17 protein-coding genes are annotated in these 15,501 nt (G+C 49.3%); 5 read left to right on the top strand and 12 right to left on the bottom strand.

What is annotated here, in order from left to right:
* Positions 1 to 268 precede the first annotated feature (268 nt).
* The 3 genes from H7F15_RS17580 to H7F15_RS17590 form a co-directional block, all read right to left on the bottom strand.
* Positions 269 to 1,186 carry a TIGR01777 family oxidoreductase gene (locus tag H7F15_RS17580; protein ID WP_185198304.1) on the bottom strand — a complete coding sequence of 306 codons (918 nt, stop codon included), beginning with the start codon at positions 1,184 to 1,186 and terminating at the stop codon, positions 269 to 271.
* Between the two features lie 102 nt (positions 1,187 to 1,288).
* Positions 1,289 to 1,984, bottom strand: a complete 696-nt coding sequence (gene folE / locus H7F15_RS17585; protein WP_185198305.1) for a GTP cyclohydrolase I FolE — start codon at positions 1,982 to 1,984, stop codon at positions 1,289 to 1,291.
* Positions 1,947 to 2,354, bottom strand: a complete 408-nt coding sequence (locus tag H7F15_RS17590) for a 6-carboxytetrahydropterin synthase (protein WP_185198306.1) — start codon at positions 2,352 to 2,354, stop codon at positions 1,947 to 1,949. The genes folE and H7F15_RS17590 overlap by 38 nt, the downstream gene beginning before the upstream one ends.
* A 215-nt stretch (positions 2,355 to 2,569) precedes the next feature.
* On the opposite strand from H7F15_RS17590, the gene H7F15_RS17595 reads away from it, so the two are divergent.
* Positions 2,570 to 3,280 carry a DNA repair ATPase gene (locus H7F15_RS17595; RefSeq protein WP_185198307.1) on the top strand — a complete coding sequence of 237 codons (711 nt, stop codon included), beginning with the start codon at positions 2,570 to 2,572 and terminating at the stop codon, positions 3,278 to 3,280.
* A gap of 617 nt (positions 3,281 to 3,897) precedes the next feature.
* Here H7F15_RS17595 and H7F15_RS17600 read toward each other — a convergent pair.
* The 8 genes from H7F15_RS17600 to H7F15_RS17635 form a co-directional block, all read right to left on the bottom strand.
* Entirely contained in the window at positions 3,898 to 4,338 is a 441-nt protein-coding gene (locus H7F15_RS17600; RefSeq protein WP_185198308.1) for a GNAT family N-acetyltransferase, read from the bottom strand.
* A gap of 10 nt (positions 4,339 to 4,348) precedes the next feature.
* Positions 4,349 to 4,873: a GNAT family N-acetyltransferase gene (locus H7F15_RS17605; protein ID WP_185198309.1), complete on the bottom strand. Its 525-nt coding sequence runs from the start codon at positions 4,871 to 4,873 to the stop codon at positions 4,349 to 4,351.
* Between the two features lie 42 nt (positions 4,874 to 4,915).
* Positions 4,916 to 5,380 (bottom strand): VOC family protein, encoded by a 465-nt coding sequence (locus H7F15_RS17610; protein WP_185198310.1) that lies wholly within the window; start codon positions 5,378 to 5,380, stop codon positions 4,916 to 4,918.
* A gap of 141 nt (positions 5,381 to 5,521) precedes the next feature.
* Positions 5,522 to 6,547, bottom strand: coding sequence for an MAC/perforin domain-containing protein (locus H7F15_RS17615; RefSeq protein ID WP_185198311.1), 1,026 nt, complete (start codon positions 6,545 to 6,547; stop codon positions 5,522 to 5,524).
* A 320-nt stretch (positions 6,548 to 6,867) separates the two neighbouring features.
* The gene (locus H7F15_RS17620; protein ID WP_185198312.1) at positions 6,868 to 7,788 is read right to left on the bottom strand and encodes a DUF6263 family protein; all 921 of its coding nucleotides are present in this window, start codon (positions 7,786 to 7,788) and stop codon (positions 6,868 to 6,870) included.
* Positions 7,789 to 7,905: 117 nt separating this feature from the next.
* A complete protein-coding gene (locus H7F15_RS17625) occupies positions 7,906 to 9,315 on the bottom strand; it encodes a S9 family peptidase (RefSeq protein ID WP_185198313.1) in 1,410 nt (469 codons plus the stop codon).
* A 25-nt stretch (positions 9,316 to 9,340) separates the two neighbouring features.
* On the bottom strand, positions 9,341 to 9,997 hold the full coding sequence (locus H7F15_RS17630; RefSeq protein WP_185198314.1) for an SdpI family protein: 657 nt from the start codon (positions 9,995 to 9,997) through the stop codon (positions 9,341 to 9,343).
* Positions 9,998 to 10,001: 4 nt separating this feature from the next.
* Complete coding sequence (locus H7F15_RS17635) at positions 10,002 to 10,256, bottom strand: autorepressor SdpR family transcription factor (RefSeq protein WP_185198315.1); 255 nt, start codon at positions 10,254 to 10,256, stop codon at positions 10,002 to 10,004.
* A gap of 105 nt (positions 10,257 to 10,361) precedes the next feature.
* On the opposite strand from H7F15_RS17635, the gene H7F15_RS17640 reads away from it, so the two are divergent.
* Together H7F15_RS17640 and H7F15_RS17645 are read left to right on the top strand one after the other, a co-directional pair.
* Entirely contained in the window at positions 10,362 to 11,294 is a 933-nt protein-coding gene (locus H7F15_RS17640) for a DUF1684 domain-containing protein (RefSeq protein ID WP_185198316.1), read from the top strand.
* A gap of 111 nt (positions 11,295 to 11,405) precedes the next feature.
* A complete protein-coding gene (locus H7F15_RS17645) occupies positions 11,406 to 12,053 on the top strand; it encodes a thioredoxin family protein (protein WP_185198317.1) in 648 nt (215 codons plus the stop codon).
* Between the two features lie 364 nt (positions 12,054 to 12,417).
* Here H7F15_RS17645 and H7F15_RS17650 read toward each other — a convergent pair whose 3' ends face one another.
* Positions 12,418 to 14,385 (bottom strand): peptidylprolyl isomerase, encoded by a 1,968-nt coding sequence (locus H7F15_RS17650; protein WP_185198318.1) that lies wholly within the window; start codon positions 14,383 to 14,385, stop codon positions 12,418 to 12,420.
* A gap of 129 nt (positions 14,386 to 14,514) precedes the next feature.
* On the opposite strand from H7F15_RS17650, the gene H7F15_RS17655 reads away from it, so the two are divergent.
* Both H7F15_RS17655 and H7F15_RS17660 read left to right on the top strand, forming a co-directional pair.
* Positions 14,515 to 15,003, top strand: a complete 489-nt coding sequence (locus H7F15_RS17655; protein ID WP_185198319.1) for a hypothetical protein — start codon at positions 14,515 to 14,517, stop codon at positions 15,001 to 15,003.
* A complete protein-coding gene (locus tag H7F15_RS17660) occupies positions 15,003 to 15,497 on the top strand; it encodes a hypothetical protein (RefSeq protein ID WP_185198320.1) in 495 nt (164 codons plus the stop codon). The genes H7F15_RS17655 and H7F15_RS17660 overlap by 1 nt, the downstream gene beginning before the upstream one ends.
* The last annotated feature ends 4 nt before the right edge of the window (positions 15,498 to 15,501 follow it).

Raw genomic sequence — 15,501 nt, forward strand, 5'->3', positions numbered from 1 at the left:
AGCATCAACGGCCTTTGCAACTGGAAACAGGCGGATTGCAAATCTGCAGGTAGACAGGTTTGGGATTACAAATCCGGAACAGCAGGGATAGGTTTCGGAAAAGGATGTCCGAAACAGCCATGTGTATTGGAGACAACTATAAACTATAGATTAATGCGGCCAGAGGCCGATGGTAACGCACACTCGCGGGACGCGAGCGAGGGCAGCTCTAAAACATGAAAGCCGGCTACAACTATAGCCGGCTTTCATGTTTTATAAATAGTAACGCTTACTTCAGTTTCTTATCGTAGAATGATTCGAGGGCCTCGTCGAGGTAGTTGTACTCGAAGGTGAAGCCGGTTTGCAGAATTTTGTTGGCACTTACACGTTGGCTGTCGAGTACTACGCCGCTTTTCTGGCCGAGCACTAAGTTCAGGGCAAACTCAGGTACTTTGGGTAATACCAGCGGTTTGTGCATTACTTCGGCAAGCTCTTTGGTAAACTCTTTATTGGTAACCGGGTGCGGCGCTACGGCATTGTATACTCCTTCCAAGCTTGTGTCTTCAATCGCTTTTATCAGCAACCGGCAGGCATCCTCAATATGTATCCAGGACATGTACTGTTTGCCGGAACCCAGCGGTGCGCCTGCCATCATTTTTACAGGACGGGCCAGTTGCGGCAAGGCGCCTCCTTCGGTGCTCAGCACAACACCTAACCTGAAAATAACGGTTCGCAGGCCCAGGTCCTTTATCTGCCACGACGAAGCTTCCCAGGCTTTGCATACTTCTGCCAGAAAATCATCAGCCGGAATGCTCTCTTCCGAAACCAGCTGGTCGCCGGAGTCGCCATAAATACCGATGCCCGAAACAGCTGTAAAGCCTTTCACGTGGTGCTCCGACTTCTGCAGGCAATTGTAAAGCAGACGGGCGCTGTCCACGCGGCTGCTCATTATTTCGCGCTTGTATTCTTCGGTCCATTTCTGGTCGGCTACACCGGCGCCGGCTAAGTGAATGATGTAGTCGGCGTAGGTAATGGCATTCTCATCAATATAGCCTTCTTTCACGTTCCAGCGGAAGGTCTTATACTTCGAGAACTTACTGGGATTCCTGCTAAGGTGTGCTACCTCATAACCCTGGTCGATGAGCATCTCGGAAAGGCGCGTACCGATCATGCCGGAACCACCTGTAATGAGTATTTTCTGGGGCATAGTGTGTTGTTAAGATAGCTTTATATAGAAGATACCCTATACGTAAAAAGTGTATAGTTTCGTTGTGCTAACTTAAAGAGTTACAGTTTTATAAGGTGCTTTTTATTTTTTACGGATATGCGCTAGAAACTCGTTTCGGTACTGGTCCTGCTCAAACAGGCCGCTGTACTCGGCTGTAATGGTGCTGCTGGTCACGTCGTTCACGCCGCGGCTCATTACACACAGGTGGTCGGCTTCTATCAGTACGGCTACGTCTTCTGTTTGCAGGGCCTGCTTCAGCTCGTTGGCAATCTGCATGGTCATGCGTTCCTGTACCTGCGGGCGGCGGGCATAGTACTGCACAATACGGTTCAGTTTCGATAACCCGATGACGTGGTCGCCGGGAATGTAGGCCACGTGGGCTTTGCCAATGATCGGCACAAAGTGGTGCTCGCACGAAGAGTACAGCGTTATGTCGCGCTCTACCAGCATGCGGTTATAGTTGTACTTGTTCTCGAAACGGCGGATGGCCGGTTTGTTCTCCGGGTTCAGGCCGTTGAAGATCTCTTTAACGTACATTTTGGCCACGCGGTGCGGCGTACCTTTCAGGCTGTCGTCGGTCAGGTCCAGGCCCAGCGTGTGCATAATCTCCCGGAAATGTCCTTCAATGATCCTGATCTTTTCCTGGTCGGTAAGGGCAAAAGCATCAGGGCGAAGCGGCGTTTCCAATGAGCTCATCATGTGGTCGTCCATTGCTTCAAAATCGTTCTCCAGGTCCGGGTTATCCATTATATTCAACAAAGTTTCTTTCGGTTTCATACAGGGTAATGCCTAACGCGTATGTGTCGCTAATTTTGGGGCGGAGCCTGTTCCAGATAACGATCGCAATATTTTCGGCGGTAGGGTTAAGTTCTTTAAATTCTTCGGTGTCCAGGTTCAGGTTCTTGTGGTCAAACCGCTCTATCACTTCTGTTTTCAGCAGTTCACTCAGTTTCTTCAGGTCGTACACATAACCGGTTTCCGGGTCAACGGGGCCTGTCAGTTTTACTATTAGCTCATAGTTATGGCCGTGGTAATTCGGGTTGCTGCATTTATCAAACACGGCCGCGTTCTGTGCATCGCTCCAACTGGCGTTGTACAGGCGGTGTGCTGCGTTAAAATGTTCCTTCCGGCAAACAGTTACTGTCATAGTTTCCTAACAACCTTTATAAGCAAATGTTACACTTTAAGCTATAGCTAACCAGCATTCTTTGCTATAAACCTGCAAAGGTAGGGAGTATGTTGATATCGCAGCTTAAAATTTTAACTAAATTACTATAGTTGTGCTTCCTGTTTCTCATTTGATTTAATTATTTTCGTAGCGTTACAAATTGTAGCAGATCACTTTTAGCCAATCGTAATTTTATGAAATTAAAAGCTTTACTACTGATGCTGTTTTGTTTGACAGCAGGTTTGAGTTATGCCCAGACCGGGCGGGTAGAGGAGAAAGAGCAAACCGTGAACGGAGTAAACAGGCGCGGACAGCAGCTAACCGTGCAGCTGGACCCTACGCTGGTAGAAAAGCTCTGGAAAAGCCAGCTCACAGACAAGGCAGGGAAACTGAAAGTAAAGTATAGCAAAGGCGTTTATACACTGGATGGCGTAGTGCTGGACACGATCACCAGCAACCCGATGCGCATTATTTCTACTGTGAACAGCACCCCGGAAGGCAGCCAGGTGTGGTGGTCGCTGGACATGGGAGTGGCCTATGTAGATAAAAATGGCACACCAAAAGAATATGCTGCCGCCGAGGGCTATTTAATGGCTTTTGCCCGTAAAGCTTACCGCGAAGATATTTTCAGGCAGATAAACCAGGCTGAAGAAGTGCTGAAAGCTACCAAACTGGAGCAGGAGCGCGTGGTAAAACAAGCCAACGACATACAGACCAGCATAGAAAAGAACAAGCAGCGCAAACTGCAACTGGAAGCCGAACTGGTAAAAAATGCCGAAGACCTGAAGCAACTCGAACAGAATGTGCAGAACAACCTGAAACAGCAGGAAGCCAGCAAACAACAGGTGCAGGAAATGGAGAAAGCCGTAGAAACCGTTCGCGCCAAACTGAATAATGTGAAGTAACTATTACCTATAGTTTCATAATAAAAACTCCCGCTGCAGCATTGTAGCGGGAGTTTTTGTTTTATAAGACGTTCCTACGGCCCTCGCTCGCGTCCCGCGAGTGCGCGCTATCAAGCGGACTCTGGCCGCCTTTTAACTATAGTTTGCCCTAACATGCCGCATGTTTAGCGACAGCACAACTTGTGGCCGAATTGGAGCCAGTTTGTAACTGGCTTTACTTTGCAAAGGCAAGGACTAACTATAGCACAGTTACTATAGAACTATAGTTTGTTCCTGATTCAACCACGGCCGTTACTATAGAACTATAGTTTGCTTCGTTAATTGCTGGCGCGGATCTGCGATCCGTGACTTGCCTATAAAGTCGGATTTGTAATCCGACTGGGCCAGAGGCCCAAACTATAGTTCGACACGAGCGAGGACGCTTGCGCCATGGGAATTACTACAAAATAGTTCTTTTCAAACTATAGCTCTTTCAAACTATAGCTTTCTGGAAAATATAGTTTCCTGCTTGCGCGGGAGACCAGTTACAAACTGACACCAGCCTTAACCACAAGTTGCGCTAACGCTAAACTTTCGGCATGTCAAGCAGAACGGGGCGGGACGCGAGCGAGGGCATTTTATTTCAATGGCAGGTGCATCTCGTATAGGTCAAAACCTTCAGCCCAGAAGTCTTTTTCTATCTTTTGCAGTGTAAAGCCCATCTTTTCATAAAACCTATACACCAGCTGCGAGGTGCGGACAACTATAAGTTCTATGCCAGGCCTGGTTTTAATATGCCGGATGCGGTGCTGGGTTAGTTGTGAGCCAATGCCTTTGCCCTGAAACGCCGGATGTACCAGGTCCCAGGAGAGTCGCGCCAGTTTCTGGTCAGGGAAGTAATTGATGCCGCCTGCGCCAACTATAGTTCCGGCTTCTTCTGCTACAAAGTAATCTTCCAGGCGCTGTTCCAGGTATTCCACATAGTCAGCTTTTTCAGCCTCGGCGAAATACTGTGGCGTGTTTAGGTGCAGCAGGTGAAGCAGGGCCTGCTTGTCGTGTGGGGTGTAAAAACGAATCACAAACTATAGTTTATAGTTGCAGCCGGAAGCCGTAAACCGGCAGTTCGCCCTGCATAAAGTCCAGATCTTCAGAACGGGTAAAGCCCAGACGCTCATACATGCCCCAGGCGGTTTGCATGGCTTTGGTGCTATGGATGATCACTTGTTTATTTTGGTGCTCTCTGGCTTTAGCAATACAGGCTTGTGTTAACAGCTTGCCGATGCCGTGGCCCTGCCTATCAGGGGCTACGGCCAGTAACCGGAAACCGGATGCCAGTTGCTCCTGCGTAGCTGTGCCACCCGAGCCATAGTGCTGCATATCCCGGAAGTATACCACACCACCCAATAATTTACCTGCACCATCTATTGCAACCAGAAGTTCTGCACCGGGCTTTGCGGTAATGTCGCCGATGTTGGCCAGCATGTGGTAGTAGGTTGGCTGCTCGTGCGGTTTCGGAAAGCCGGCCAGTTGTGAGTAGACCTGTACCATTAACTGGCCAAGAGCTGCATACTCGTCAGGTTGCGCGTTCCGGATAGTACAGGTTTGGGTTAACATGGCAGTAGACGGTTTGTGGTTTAGGTTCGGGTGCTATAGTTCCTACTTTGTGGTTTCGCCACCCATTTCTGTAAACACCTGGTCAACGGGTTCCCAAAGCTCTATCTTGTTGCCATCAGCGTCCATGATGTGAATGAATTTTCCGTAATCAAACTTCTGGATCTCATCCACAATCGTAACGCTGTTCTCCTGTAATTTCTGCACCAGGCCTTCCAGGTTCTGCACTCTGTAGTTGATCATGAACTCCCGTTTAGATGGAGCAAAATACTCGCTTCCCGTTTTAAAAGGGCTCCACTGCAGATAATTTATCTCTTCGGGGCGGCTGGCATTCCGGGTTTCAAACGTAGAGCCCCATTCATTCACTTCCAACCCTAAGTTTTTAGCATACCAATCCTTCGTTTCCTGTGGGTTGTCCGAAAAAAAGAAGATTCCGCCAATGCCTGTCACTTTCGGGGTAGTGTTATCTGATGAAGGTGTAGGCTCGGTGTTGTTTTGTGGGTCAGCCATGTGAGGTGTGTTTTTTTGTTTTTAGCTATCTCCTGGTTTTTCTGCTGGATCAAATGTTCTGCAGCTTTGCTTACTCATCCAGATACCTGCTTTTCGTTTATAGTTGTTTAGGTCTGATTACAGGGATAAAGACCTGTGTTGTTATATTTTTACCTGATTATCAGCTAAATATGTTGTGATGTATTGTTTCAATTCTTCCCTTTTTACCGGGTCCTCAATCACTTCATACAAAGGCACTAAAACATCAGCATTATAGTTAAAATCTATAAATTCCTCATCAGCAGTTGTTAAACTTTGTGACCAGCCGGATATATCAACCGTAGGTTTTTTTGATCCTGGGGAAGTGGTTTGTATCAGTTTATTCATATCTCCGCCAAAAGTCTTATAGCTTATTTTTTGCGAAAAATTACCTGTAGCAGATGTAGCATTAGAATAATCGAGATATCCTGTAAATAATTTAAATACATTGTTCATCGCAACAGTTAAGCCCAACTCAGCTGCTTTTTCTCTGTCTTTGTTCACTGTTTCTGCCTGGTACATTACAACCAGTTTCGCTCCCAAAAGAATGTCTCTCAGGATGTGTGTGCCATATTTCTGCACTATTTTTTCCGGGGATTCGTTTTGAATATCCTTTTTGAAATCATCTGTTACATATTGCTGTAATACGGAAGGGATATTAGACATAAAAACTCTCTTCCTTACCACATTGAGCGTGTAGCTGGCATAGATATAGTTATCAGAGAGCGCATCCTGCTCAGGAAAATAAGACGTGATAGCCCCTTTAAAAAGTCTTGAACCTTCTGTGGCTTTCATCCCTGAGGATAGTAGTTGAGAATAAGCGGCACAGTCTTCCGATACAATAGTCTTAGGGCTAACGGTATTGGTTATTCCAATTTCAACACGATCATGCTCATGTAGTTTCGCGACATCAATCACCTGAGCACCTGCCGCGCTCGAGTCTGTAAACTGGCCGGTTACATTATAACCGTGCCCAAGCAGGTTGTAAGGGCTTTTTGCTGATGTGGTAGGAGCCCCGGGGTTGCTGTTTATAACCGTAATGGTATCGTCTGTACGTAATTCATCCGGTTGGTCATTCGGCTTTATACTTTCCTTGTTACATGAGGCAAATAGTCCAAATATAAAAAGCAGTGCAAATCTTACCCTCATACCGTCTTGTGTTTTTTAATGATAATTAAGTGAGTTTTCTTTTCAGATACAGATATACTTATATACAACTATAGTATAAACATACGCTTTTTTGTCAAATTCTACAGACAACCTGAACCGCAGAAACAGCATACTTTTACCTCATCACTTACAGTTGGGCCAGCGCCAGCTACAGTGGGTAAAAGTTATGCACCAGACATGCCTGTAATTTGTCTGGTTACATTTTACAGATGGTGTAAATTATAGAATTGGTGTAAAAACTGCGCCTGATAATGTTGATCCTTATCAGGCGCAGTAGGTAGTTGTAAGCTAAACTATAGTTATTTGCCAGAGATGGTTGTCTCGCTTTCGATTGTCATGGGAATGGTCATGCCGCCTGGCAACTGTGGGTTGTCTTTGATGTGCGCATCACCTTTCATGTTCTGGTTAATTTTTGCTTCCAGAATCCAGCCAGTCTTTTTATCAACTTTAATTTCAGATACCTGTGAGCCGGTTATGTCGTACTTCATCGGTATTCCGTTTGTCTCTATGTAAGCATCCTTGTCGGCTGTCGCGATTGTGGAAGTGCCTCTCAGAAGGGCATGGTCTGCGGTGTTTTCGGCATACTGAAATTCAGTGTTCAGGTTAGCAGACATACCGGCTTCCAGTTTGGTGCTTACTGTCCACTTGTCGCCTTTGTTAACCGGCTTTTCCGGGTAAATAGCAGTAGCCGTTTCTATACTTCCTTTCATGGCTTCCTCGCCATATGATTTCATGATCTGCGCCTTTATCTGAGCTTTCTGCGCATCAGACAGCTGACTGAACTGGTCAATGGTTGAGCCCCACATCGCATCAACACCATCTATCTCGGTTACTTTCCCGCTTTTGCTCATTACCACCCGGAAAGGCTTGTTTTTCATGGCATTTAGTACCGTCGAGAAAATGTCGTTCGGGTCGTTCTTTTCTGAATTAAACTCCACGTTGCCCTGCGGTACCTGCATAGCCATGCTTAAGTTATCGAAGCTAACTTCCATGTTATAGCCGGCCGGGCTTACTGATTTCACCCGGTAAGACATCGTGCCGGCCATGATCATCACCATGTTCAGTTTCTGACCATTAAAGTCCTGCACAATGGTGCCTTTAGAGGTGGTGACTTGTTTGTAAACCTGATCTTTCTGCAGGTTCAGGCTCAGTCCGGCTTTCTGGGCAAAAACCGATACTGAAAGGATAAGCGAAAAGAACAGGGTAAAGAGCTTTTTCATTTGGTAAAAGTTTGTTGGATAGGTTATAGCGCATGTACCATACATGATGTGTTAAACTTACACATTTCTATCCGAACCAGGATAATTTATAGTTGCTGCGAGAGCAAATAATTACCGTTACTTCACCACTTCCTTCATCCACTTGCTTACAGTTTCCAGAGCCACAGGTGCTATCGTTTCTTCTAACTGGCCGTACTCGGTTACCATGCCGGTGGTGGCAGTCTGGAACAGGTGATTCAGGTTGGGCAGCTCTTTTATACTATAGTTCTTGTTGCCAGCGGCTTTCAGGGCTTTTTCGGTGGCTGGCAGGTTTTGCTGGTAAGGCACCTGCAGGTCTTTAGTGCCGTTCAGGGCAAGCACAGGCATTTTTAGTTTCTGCAGGGTAGGGGCAGGGTTATACTTTAGGAAGTTGCGCATCCAGGGCGAGCTGAGCTGGGCAACTATAGCTTGTTCGCTTTGCGGCGTAAGGCCCAGTTGCTTTTGTTCCTGTTCGGTAAAACTGGCTTTGGCACGCTGTTCCAGTTCACGGATGGCGGTAGCTGCTTTAAACAGGTCGGGTTCGGTGGCGGCTACGTCAAACTGGGCTTTGCGGAGTTGCAGGTATTTCTGCAGCGTTTCCTGCGGCACGCCGGCGGTTTTCAGCAGGGCTTCGTTCTGAGCTACCAGTAGTTCGGTTCCGGGCACGGCACTTCCGGCCATCAGCACTACAAAAGCAGCGGTGGGGTGGTTAGCGGCAACTTTAGCGGCTACCAGCGCACCTTCGGAGTGGCCCAGCAGACCTACCTTTTTCGGGTTTATGCCTTTATAGTTCTTCAGGTAACTATAGGCCGCTTCTATGTCCGTAGTAAAGTCGTCGGTGGTGGCAGTGGCAAAGTTTCCGCCCGATTTTCCGACACCACGGTCATCGAGCCTTAACACGGCAAAGCCCTGGCGGGTAAGGTGGTCTGCTAAAACCAGGAACGGCTTGTGCCCCATAATGGTCTGATCGCGGTCCTGCGGGCCGGAGCCGGTAATCAGCACCACAGCCGGAAAAGGCCCTTTGCCCTGTGGCATAGTTAGCGTGCCGGCCAGGTCAATTCCTGCGGTTTTATTGGCTATAGTTACCTCTGTTTCCTGGTAAGGGTAAGGTTTTGCGGGCTCCTGCGGGCGTTTGGCTACGGCAGCTTCGCCTTTGGTAAGCGGAATATGCATGGTTTGCCCGCCCTGTTTCAGGTAACCGTCTATCGTTTCAGGGCCGGTTATTTTACCCGCATACGAACCGCGTATCATCGGGATATCGAGGTACAAACTATCCTGCACCAGCTTTACAGTGCTTACCGGAATGCCTTTTGCGCCCTGGTCGGGGCTATCCATGGTGGCGGTCAGGGTGTCGTTGGTGTTGCTGATGTGGAAAACGAGCCGCAGTTTGGTGCCGGCTACCTGTAAGACACCGTTCCAGGAGCCAACTATAGTTTGGGTGGGCTGTTGCGCCAGGCAAATGCCGGTGGTAAGTATAGTTGAAACTATAAACAGGAAGTATTTTTTCATGAGATCTAAACTATAGATTTACTTACTATGCTGCCTGCCGTTCGCGGCGCGACAGGATGAACGAATGAACAACCGGTACCAACGTCACTACAGCCGCAGTGCCCAGGAAAAGCGTTAGCCGGATAACAGGATCGTGGATAAGGGCAGTAAGACACATTACGGCGCCGCCTACCATCCAGAGCCTGCCACCCAGGCGGTGTGTTTTGCGCCATACGGTTTCGCTTTCGAGAGTCCAGGGAGTGCGGATGCCCAGAAAGTAGTTGGGTTTGATGGCCTGGAAATAATTACCGAACGAGATGAGCAGCGCGCCTACCAGCACATTTACAAAGTTAGAGTTCTCGAGGCTGCCCGCTTTGGCGCTGTACACTATAAACACGGCCAGCGCCGCCATAAACAGCGCCAGCATTAACCGCAGCTGGTGGTATTTGCTGCCCATGTTCGCGATCTTATCTTTCGGGTCTATAGTTGGAATAGCTAACAGCAGCAGGTTCATGCCTAAGGTCATGAAAAGCACCAGCCCGGCCAGGAAATTCTTGCTACCCCAGTCATCGGCTTCGCTTTTGTGGTTGAAATGGATCGGTACGCGGTCCGGCAGTTCGGCCCAGTTTAAGAACAGGAATGCCAGCGGCACCAGCATCAGGCTCCAGATCAGGATCTCTAAAAAGTTGCTTCTTTTTTTCATGGTTCTATTTTTTCAGCGTCATCATCCAGGATAAAATATCGTCCAGCACGGTGGTGTTGAGCGAGTAGATCACAAATTGTCCCCGCTTTTCGGATGTCACCAGTTCGGCCTGGTGCAGAATGTCCAGGTGATGCGAAATGCTGGGTTTTGTGATATTAAAAGCGTCTGCAATCTCGCCGGCCGTCATGTCCTTCTCCTTCAGCAGATTCAGGATCTCGCGCCGGGTGGTGTCGTTCAGTGCTTTAAATATTTTGTTCACGTTGTAGTTTAGGTATTTAGACAAATATCTAAATAAAATATCAGTTCTCAAAATCAGATTTGTAGTATCTTGCTGTTTTTAGAACTATAACCTTTATCCTGATAAATGCTTAAACACCTGCTAACGATAGCGGCACTTGTAACCGGCCTGGTAACTATAAGCAGCTGCAACAACACGCCCGAAACCACAGCAACCACTGCTACCGCAGAAGACCCTGTAGCCTACAAGGCAACTATAGATACCTGGCACCAGGAGCGACTGAAAAACCTGCAGAAAGAAGACGGCTGGCTGGCCCTGGCTGGTTTGTTCTGGCTGGAGCCCGGCGAGAACACCTTTGGCAGCGCCCCTGACAACGACCTTGTTTTTCCGGACGGGAAGATAGCAGCACGGGCCGGTACGTTTGTATTGGCAGATAACAAGGTGCGCGTAAAACTGAACGATGAAGCTGCTGTGCTGCTGGATGGAAAGCCTGTAAAGGAAGCCATCGTTTTCGAATCGGACACGGCAGAAGCTCCGAAACTGAACCATGGCCCGCTTACCTGGTTTGTGATAAAGCGCGGCGATAAATACGGCGTGCGCCTGCTCGATACCGAAAGCGACATCCGGAAGAATTTTACGGGCATAGACCGCTACGAGGTTGATCCGAACTATAAAGTACAGGCAAAACTGGAGCCTAACACTACCGGCAGAACGATAGCCATCACCAACATTGTAGGCCAGACCAGCCAGGAAGAAACCCCGGGAGCACTGGTGTTTACCATAAACGGAAAGCAGCACAAACTCGACGCGCTGAAAGAAGGCGACGAACTGTTCCTGATCTTTGCCGACAAGACCAACGGGCACGAAACCTACGGCGCCGGCCGCTACCTGTACACCGATCTGCCCGATGCCAACGGAAACGTGACCATCGATTTCAACAAGGCCTATAACCCGCCCTGCGCATTTGTAACCTACGCTACCTGCCCGCTGCCCCCGAAGCAGAACTTTTTACAGATACCGATACCGGCCGGCGAGAAAACCTTTGAAGCAAACCACTAACTATAGTTTACAGGAACGCGCCTCCGGAAACATTTCTGATGCCGGGTTGTTGTATCCACGAGCCTGAAGGCAACTATAGACGGCTCAGAAATATCAGAAAGTATAAACGAAATGACCTCAGAAAATAAACCAAAGGTAATTACGCCGGCTCACCTGCAGCAGGCCCTGAACTATAGCGACTACGTAACACTGACCGAGCAACTGCTGGCAGAAAACAAAACAACCGGCACCAATCACGCCGAAGACTTAGTAGAATACACCCGCATGAACCTGCACCGCATGCGCCGCGGCGAAAAGTCGGCAGTGCTGACAGACGAGATGTTGGAGACGCTGAAAAATGTGGAGCGTAAAATGGTATGGGTAGTGCTGACAGAAGCCTGGTGCGGCGACGCAGCCCAGAACCTGCCGGGCATTATTAAAATTGCCGAAGCCAGCCAGCTGATAGAAGTAAAACTGCTGCTCCGAGACGAGAACCTGGACGTGATGGATGCCTACCTGACCAACGGCGGCCGTTCTATTCCAAGACTGATTGCGCTGGATGCCGAGACGTTGGAAGAACTTGGCACCTGGGGCCCGCGCCCGGAGCCGGCCCAGCAATTGGTGTTAGAGGCAAAGGAACAGAAGCTGGATTTTAAAGAGATGGCTGAAAAGCTGCACGGCTGGTATGGCAAAGACCGCAGCAGAACCCTGCAGCAGGAGTTCATTCCACTGTTAAAAGCCTGGGCTATAGCTGATGAAACGTTAGCTGAGAGAAAGTAAAACGACGCAACTATAAACTAAAAAGGCGGCACAAAAGTGTCGCCTTTTTTATTCCGGAATGCCGCAAGTTTAGCGTCAGCGCAATTTGTGGCTATACATAGCAGCCGGTTGCAACTGGCTTTGCTTTGCAAAAGCAATACAACTATAGCCCGAACTATAGAACTATAGTTTGCCAAACTCCATAATTTCACGCTGGCGCGGATCTGCGATCCGTGACTTTTTATAAAGTTGGATTTGCAATCCAACTGGGCGGGACGCCCAAACTATAGTTCGACACGAGCGAAGAAGCTCGCGCCATGGTAATAACTATAGTTCTTACAATTATAAAGTTCAGCTAAACTATAATTTATAGTTGGTGCTATAATTACGGTGCCGGGTTGGCAGGAGCAAGGTCTCCGAGTAGTTTTACATAGTGTATCTTATCGCCTACTTCCAGTTGGTGCACTACGTCCATGCCATTTATTACTTTGGCGAAAATAGTGTAGCGGCCGTCCAGGTGCGGGGTAGGCGAGTGGGTAATGAACCACTGGTTGCTTTCGGTGTCTTTTCCGGCTGATGCCATGCCCACGTAACCTTCGCGGTAATGCAGGGGGGCAAACTCAGAGCGGATAGAATACTCAGAGCTGCCCCAGCCATCGCCGCGCTTATCGCCGCCCTGTGCCACAAAGTTCGGTACTACCCTGTGGAAATATAAGCCATCAAAAAAGCTTTCCTGAATAAGCTCTACAAAGTTAGCCACCGAGCCGGGCGCATCTTCCACAAACAGCTGCAGGGTAATCACGCCTTTCTCTGTTCTGATCTCTACCTGCTGGTCTGCCGGAATGCGGGTTACCAGTGCCCAGTCGATCGGGTGTGTGAAAGGATTTTCAGGGGTTACGGTTTCCTTGTCGTTCAGGTAATCGATGGTGCGTTGCAACTCTATGTTGGTTTCCATGTCGCGGGGTAGCTGCAGTTTTTGCTGGGCCTGTGTCAGGAAACTATAGTTGGTGTAATGGCTGCGCAGGTTCAGTTTCGGGTCGCGGATGGCGCCTGCGGCCATGCCTACCAGGGCCACATCACCGGAGCCGATCGCGCGTTTCATGGTCTCGGCAAACTCTGCTTCGAGGGCTTTCGGGAAGTCGGGCTGCGTGCGCATCAACAACAGTGCATCCATGCCGGTCGTGCCAATTACGGGCTGCTGTGCGGCGAACATGGCCTCCGCTATAAATTTAAAATTATTGAAGTCGCCGGAGAGCGCTTTCAGGAGTTGTGCCTTGTCGTAAGGGTTGTTGGCGTTCTGGAAGTAGCCTTTGTAGCGTTCGCTCAGGAACTGGCGGGCCGGGCTGTTCTGCAGAATCACCCAGATCACGTTGCCGCGCACCCGGGCATCCAGCAACTTAGGCAATACCTGCTGCATATCCGATACCCTGATATCCTCCGGGTTCGCCACTATAAATTCGGAAGTGGCCACTGCTGTGTTGATGTTCTGGTCCTGCAGGCCGGCCAGCAGCGCTACGCGTATGTCGTCGTAATCCAGCCCTGTCATGGAGCGGATAGCACTCAGGCGCACGCGGTAATCCGGGTCGCTTTGGGCAATGCCGCTCAGGAACCGTGCTTTATCTATAGCCCGTACTTTGCCAAGGGCCTGTGCCGCCGCCATGCGCACATCCGCCGACGAATCAGAAGTAGCCGTGGTCAGTAACTGCTCGCGGTGCGAAGTAAGATCTACTTTAGAAACACGGGCTAAATATTGTGCTGCTGCCAGGCGGGCCTCGTAAGGGTTGCGTTCCTGCAGCAGTTTAGCACCCAGTTTTATGCTTTGCTCCGAATGCTGCTGGCGTAAACCGGCGCGGTATAGTCCCCAGGCCTGGCCGCCCAAAGCCGTGGGGTTATGCGCTTTATAGTTTGTCAGAAATTCCACTCCCACCGGCGTAGCGATCTTGCCCAATGCCTCCAGCATCTCTGCCTGCACCTGTGGTTTTGTTTCATGGTCAATGTGGCCCATGAGTGCGTTCTCTGCTTTTTTGTGGCCGATCTGGCCAATCGCATACGCCGCCGCCGACCGTACCATTGAAGAGGTATCAGTAAGCAAGCTCAGCAGCTGTGGTAGGGCCACGGTATCCTGCACCGAGGCAAAGGCAAGGGCTGCCTCCCGGCGGTAGGTGTGTTTGCCGTGCTGCAGATATGGGAGCAGGTCAGAAGTGCGGCGCTCGTCCTGTAGTGTATATATTTCCTGTAAATGCGGGTCAGCAAATTTGTTGATGCCAGCCGGCTCTGCGCTCTTTTGTGGTATGTACTGGCAGGCGGCGCTCAGCAACATGATTCCCAGCCCCAGGGTGTGTATCTTTTTCATGCGATAGTTGTTCGGAGCCTGAATATACTAAAATCAACTGAAAAGCGCTGTAAGCAGCACGCCCCGCACATCAACACTTTGCATTAAACTATAAATTGCCTATATTTAGACTGACGAATTATCCGGTTTATGCAGGAAGCCCAAGTCAGGCTGTTTGACGATACTTATACCAACAACCCAAAAGCGGAACAGCGCACTACTACGCTGGCTGTTTTTCTGTTGCTGGTACAACTGGGCCTGCTCGCTTACCTGATCTTTACCAAAGGCTTTGCTTACGGATTTCTGGGGCTGTACCTGCTGCATTTGCTGGTATTCTCGTTTCTGCTGGCCCGCATCTGGTTCGACAGCCACCCGGAGTATCGCCGTCATCTTACGTTTACTTCCCAGAGCGTGTGTTACCGCACCGGCTTCCTGAAAAAAGAGCAGGATTTTGACTGGGATGAAGTGGACGAAGTGCGCCTGTCGCTGGATCAGGTAGAATTTGTCCTGAAAAATGAAGCACAGCACCTGGTACCGCTCACCATGATCCACGACGCAACTGCCCTGCACAAGGCAAACGAGCAGATACGGTCTATGGTGCTGCTGAAAGGCATTCACTTAATAGAAGAGCAGCGCTGATGTTTGTTTCCTTACATACCCGAAAGCAACTTTCCAGGATAAAGCAGAACATGCTGTTGCTTGGCCTTTTTTTGCTGGCTGGCGGTGGCTATGCTATAGTTCGTGAGTTTTTATGGCTGGATGCCGTACGGCCGGGCTGGCTTCTGGCCGCTGTGGTGCTGGTATTAATTGGCGGCGTAGGTGTGGCTGTTGGTATTAACTTAATTCCGCTGCAGGATACCTTTTTCTCCATGAATTCGTCGCAATTGGGATTCCGGCTGACGTTGTTCGGAAAAGCTCACCGCCTGCGCTGGACCCAGATCCGGTCCATCGATGTGACGGAAGATCGCGTTATCTTCAGTCTCCGCCAGGAAAAAGAAGTGACCCTGCACCTTGCCCATATCTCTGACCCTAAAATTGCCCGCCACATACAGGCCAGTATCAGCCTGGCAGCCCTGGAGCAGAATGTAAAAGTAAATGGCGTACTGGCTCACCCTGCCAGAGTAGCTGTTTAACTGC

Source organism: Pontibacter sp. Tf4 (assembly GCF_014212495.1).
Taxonomy (GTDB): Bacteria; Bacteroidota; Bacteroidia; order Cytophagales; family Hymenobacteraceae; genus Pontibacter.

Coding starts and splice junctions, on each gene's coding strand:
- H7F15_RS17580 (WP_185198304.1), bottom strand. CDS start 1,186: ATGCCCCAGAAAATACTCATTACAGGTGGTTCCGGCATGATCGGTACG.
- folE (WP_185198305.1), bottom strand. CDS start 1,984: ATGAAACCGAAAGAAACTTTGTTGAATATAATGGATAACCCGGACCTG.
- H7F15_RS17590 (WP_185198306.1), bottom strand. CDS start 2,354: ATGACAGTAACTGTTTGCCGGAAGGAACATTTTAACGCAGCACACCGC.
- H7F15_RS17595 (WP_185198307.1), top strand. CDS start 2,570: ATGAAATTAAAAGCTTTACTACTGATGCTGTTTTGTTTGACAGCAGGT.
- H7F15_RS17605 (WP_185198309.1), bottom strand. CDS start 4,873: ATGTTAACCCAAACCTGTACTATCCGGAACGCGCAACCTGACGAGTAT.
- H7F15_RS17610 (WP_185198310.1), bottom strand. CDS start 5,380: ATGGCTGACCCACAAAACAACACCGAGCCTACACCTTCATCAGATAAC.
- H7F15_RS17615 (WP_185198311.1), bottom strand. CDS start 6,547: ATGAGGGTAAGATTTGCACTGCTTTTTATATTTGGACTATTTGCCTCA.
- H7F15_RS17620 (WP_185198312.1), bottom strand. CDS start 7,788: ATGAAAAAGCTCTTTACCCTGTTCTTTTCGCTTATCCTTTCAGTATCG.
- H7F15_RS17625 (WP_185198313.1), bottom strand. CDS start 9,315: ATGAAAAAATACTTCCTGTTTATAGTTTCAACTATACTTACCACCGGC.
- H7F15_RS17630 (WP_185198314.1), bottom strand. CDS start 9,997: ATGAAAAAAAGAAGCAACTTTTTAGAGATCCTGATCTGGAGCCTGATG.
- H7F15_RS17640 (WP_185198316.1), top strand. CDS start 10,362: ATGCTTAAACACCTGCTAACGATAGCGGCACTTGTAACCGGCCTGGTA.
- H7F15_RS17645 (WP_185198317.1), top strand. CDS start 11,406: ATGACCTCAGAAAATAAACCAAAGGTAATTACGCCGGCTCACCTGCAG.
- H7F15_RS17650 (WP_185198318.1), bottom strand. CDS start 14,385: ATGAAAAAGATACACACCCTGGGGCTGGGAATCATGTTGCTGAGCGCC.
- H7F15_RS17655 (WP_185198319.1), top strand. CDS start 14,515: ATGCAGGAAGCCCAAGTCAGGCTGTTTGACGATACTTATACCAACAAC.
- H7F15_RS17660 (WP_185198320.1), top strand. CDS start 15,003: ATGTTTGTTTCCTTACATACCCGAAAGCAACTTTCCAGGATAAAGCAG.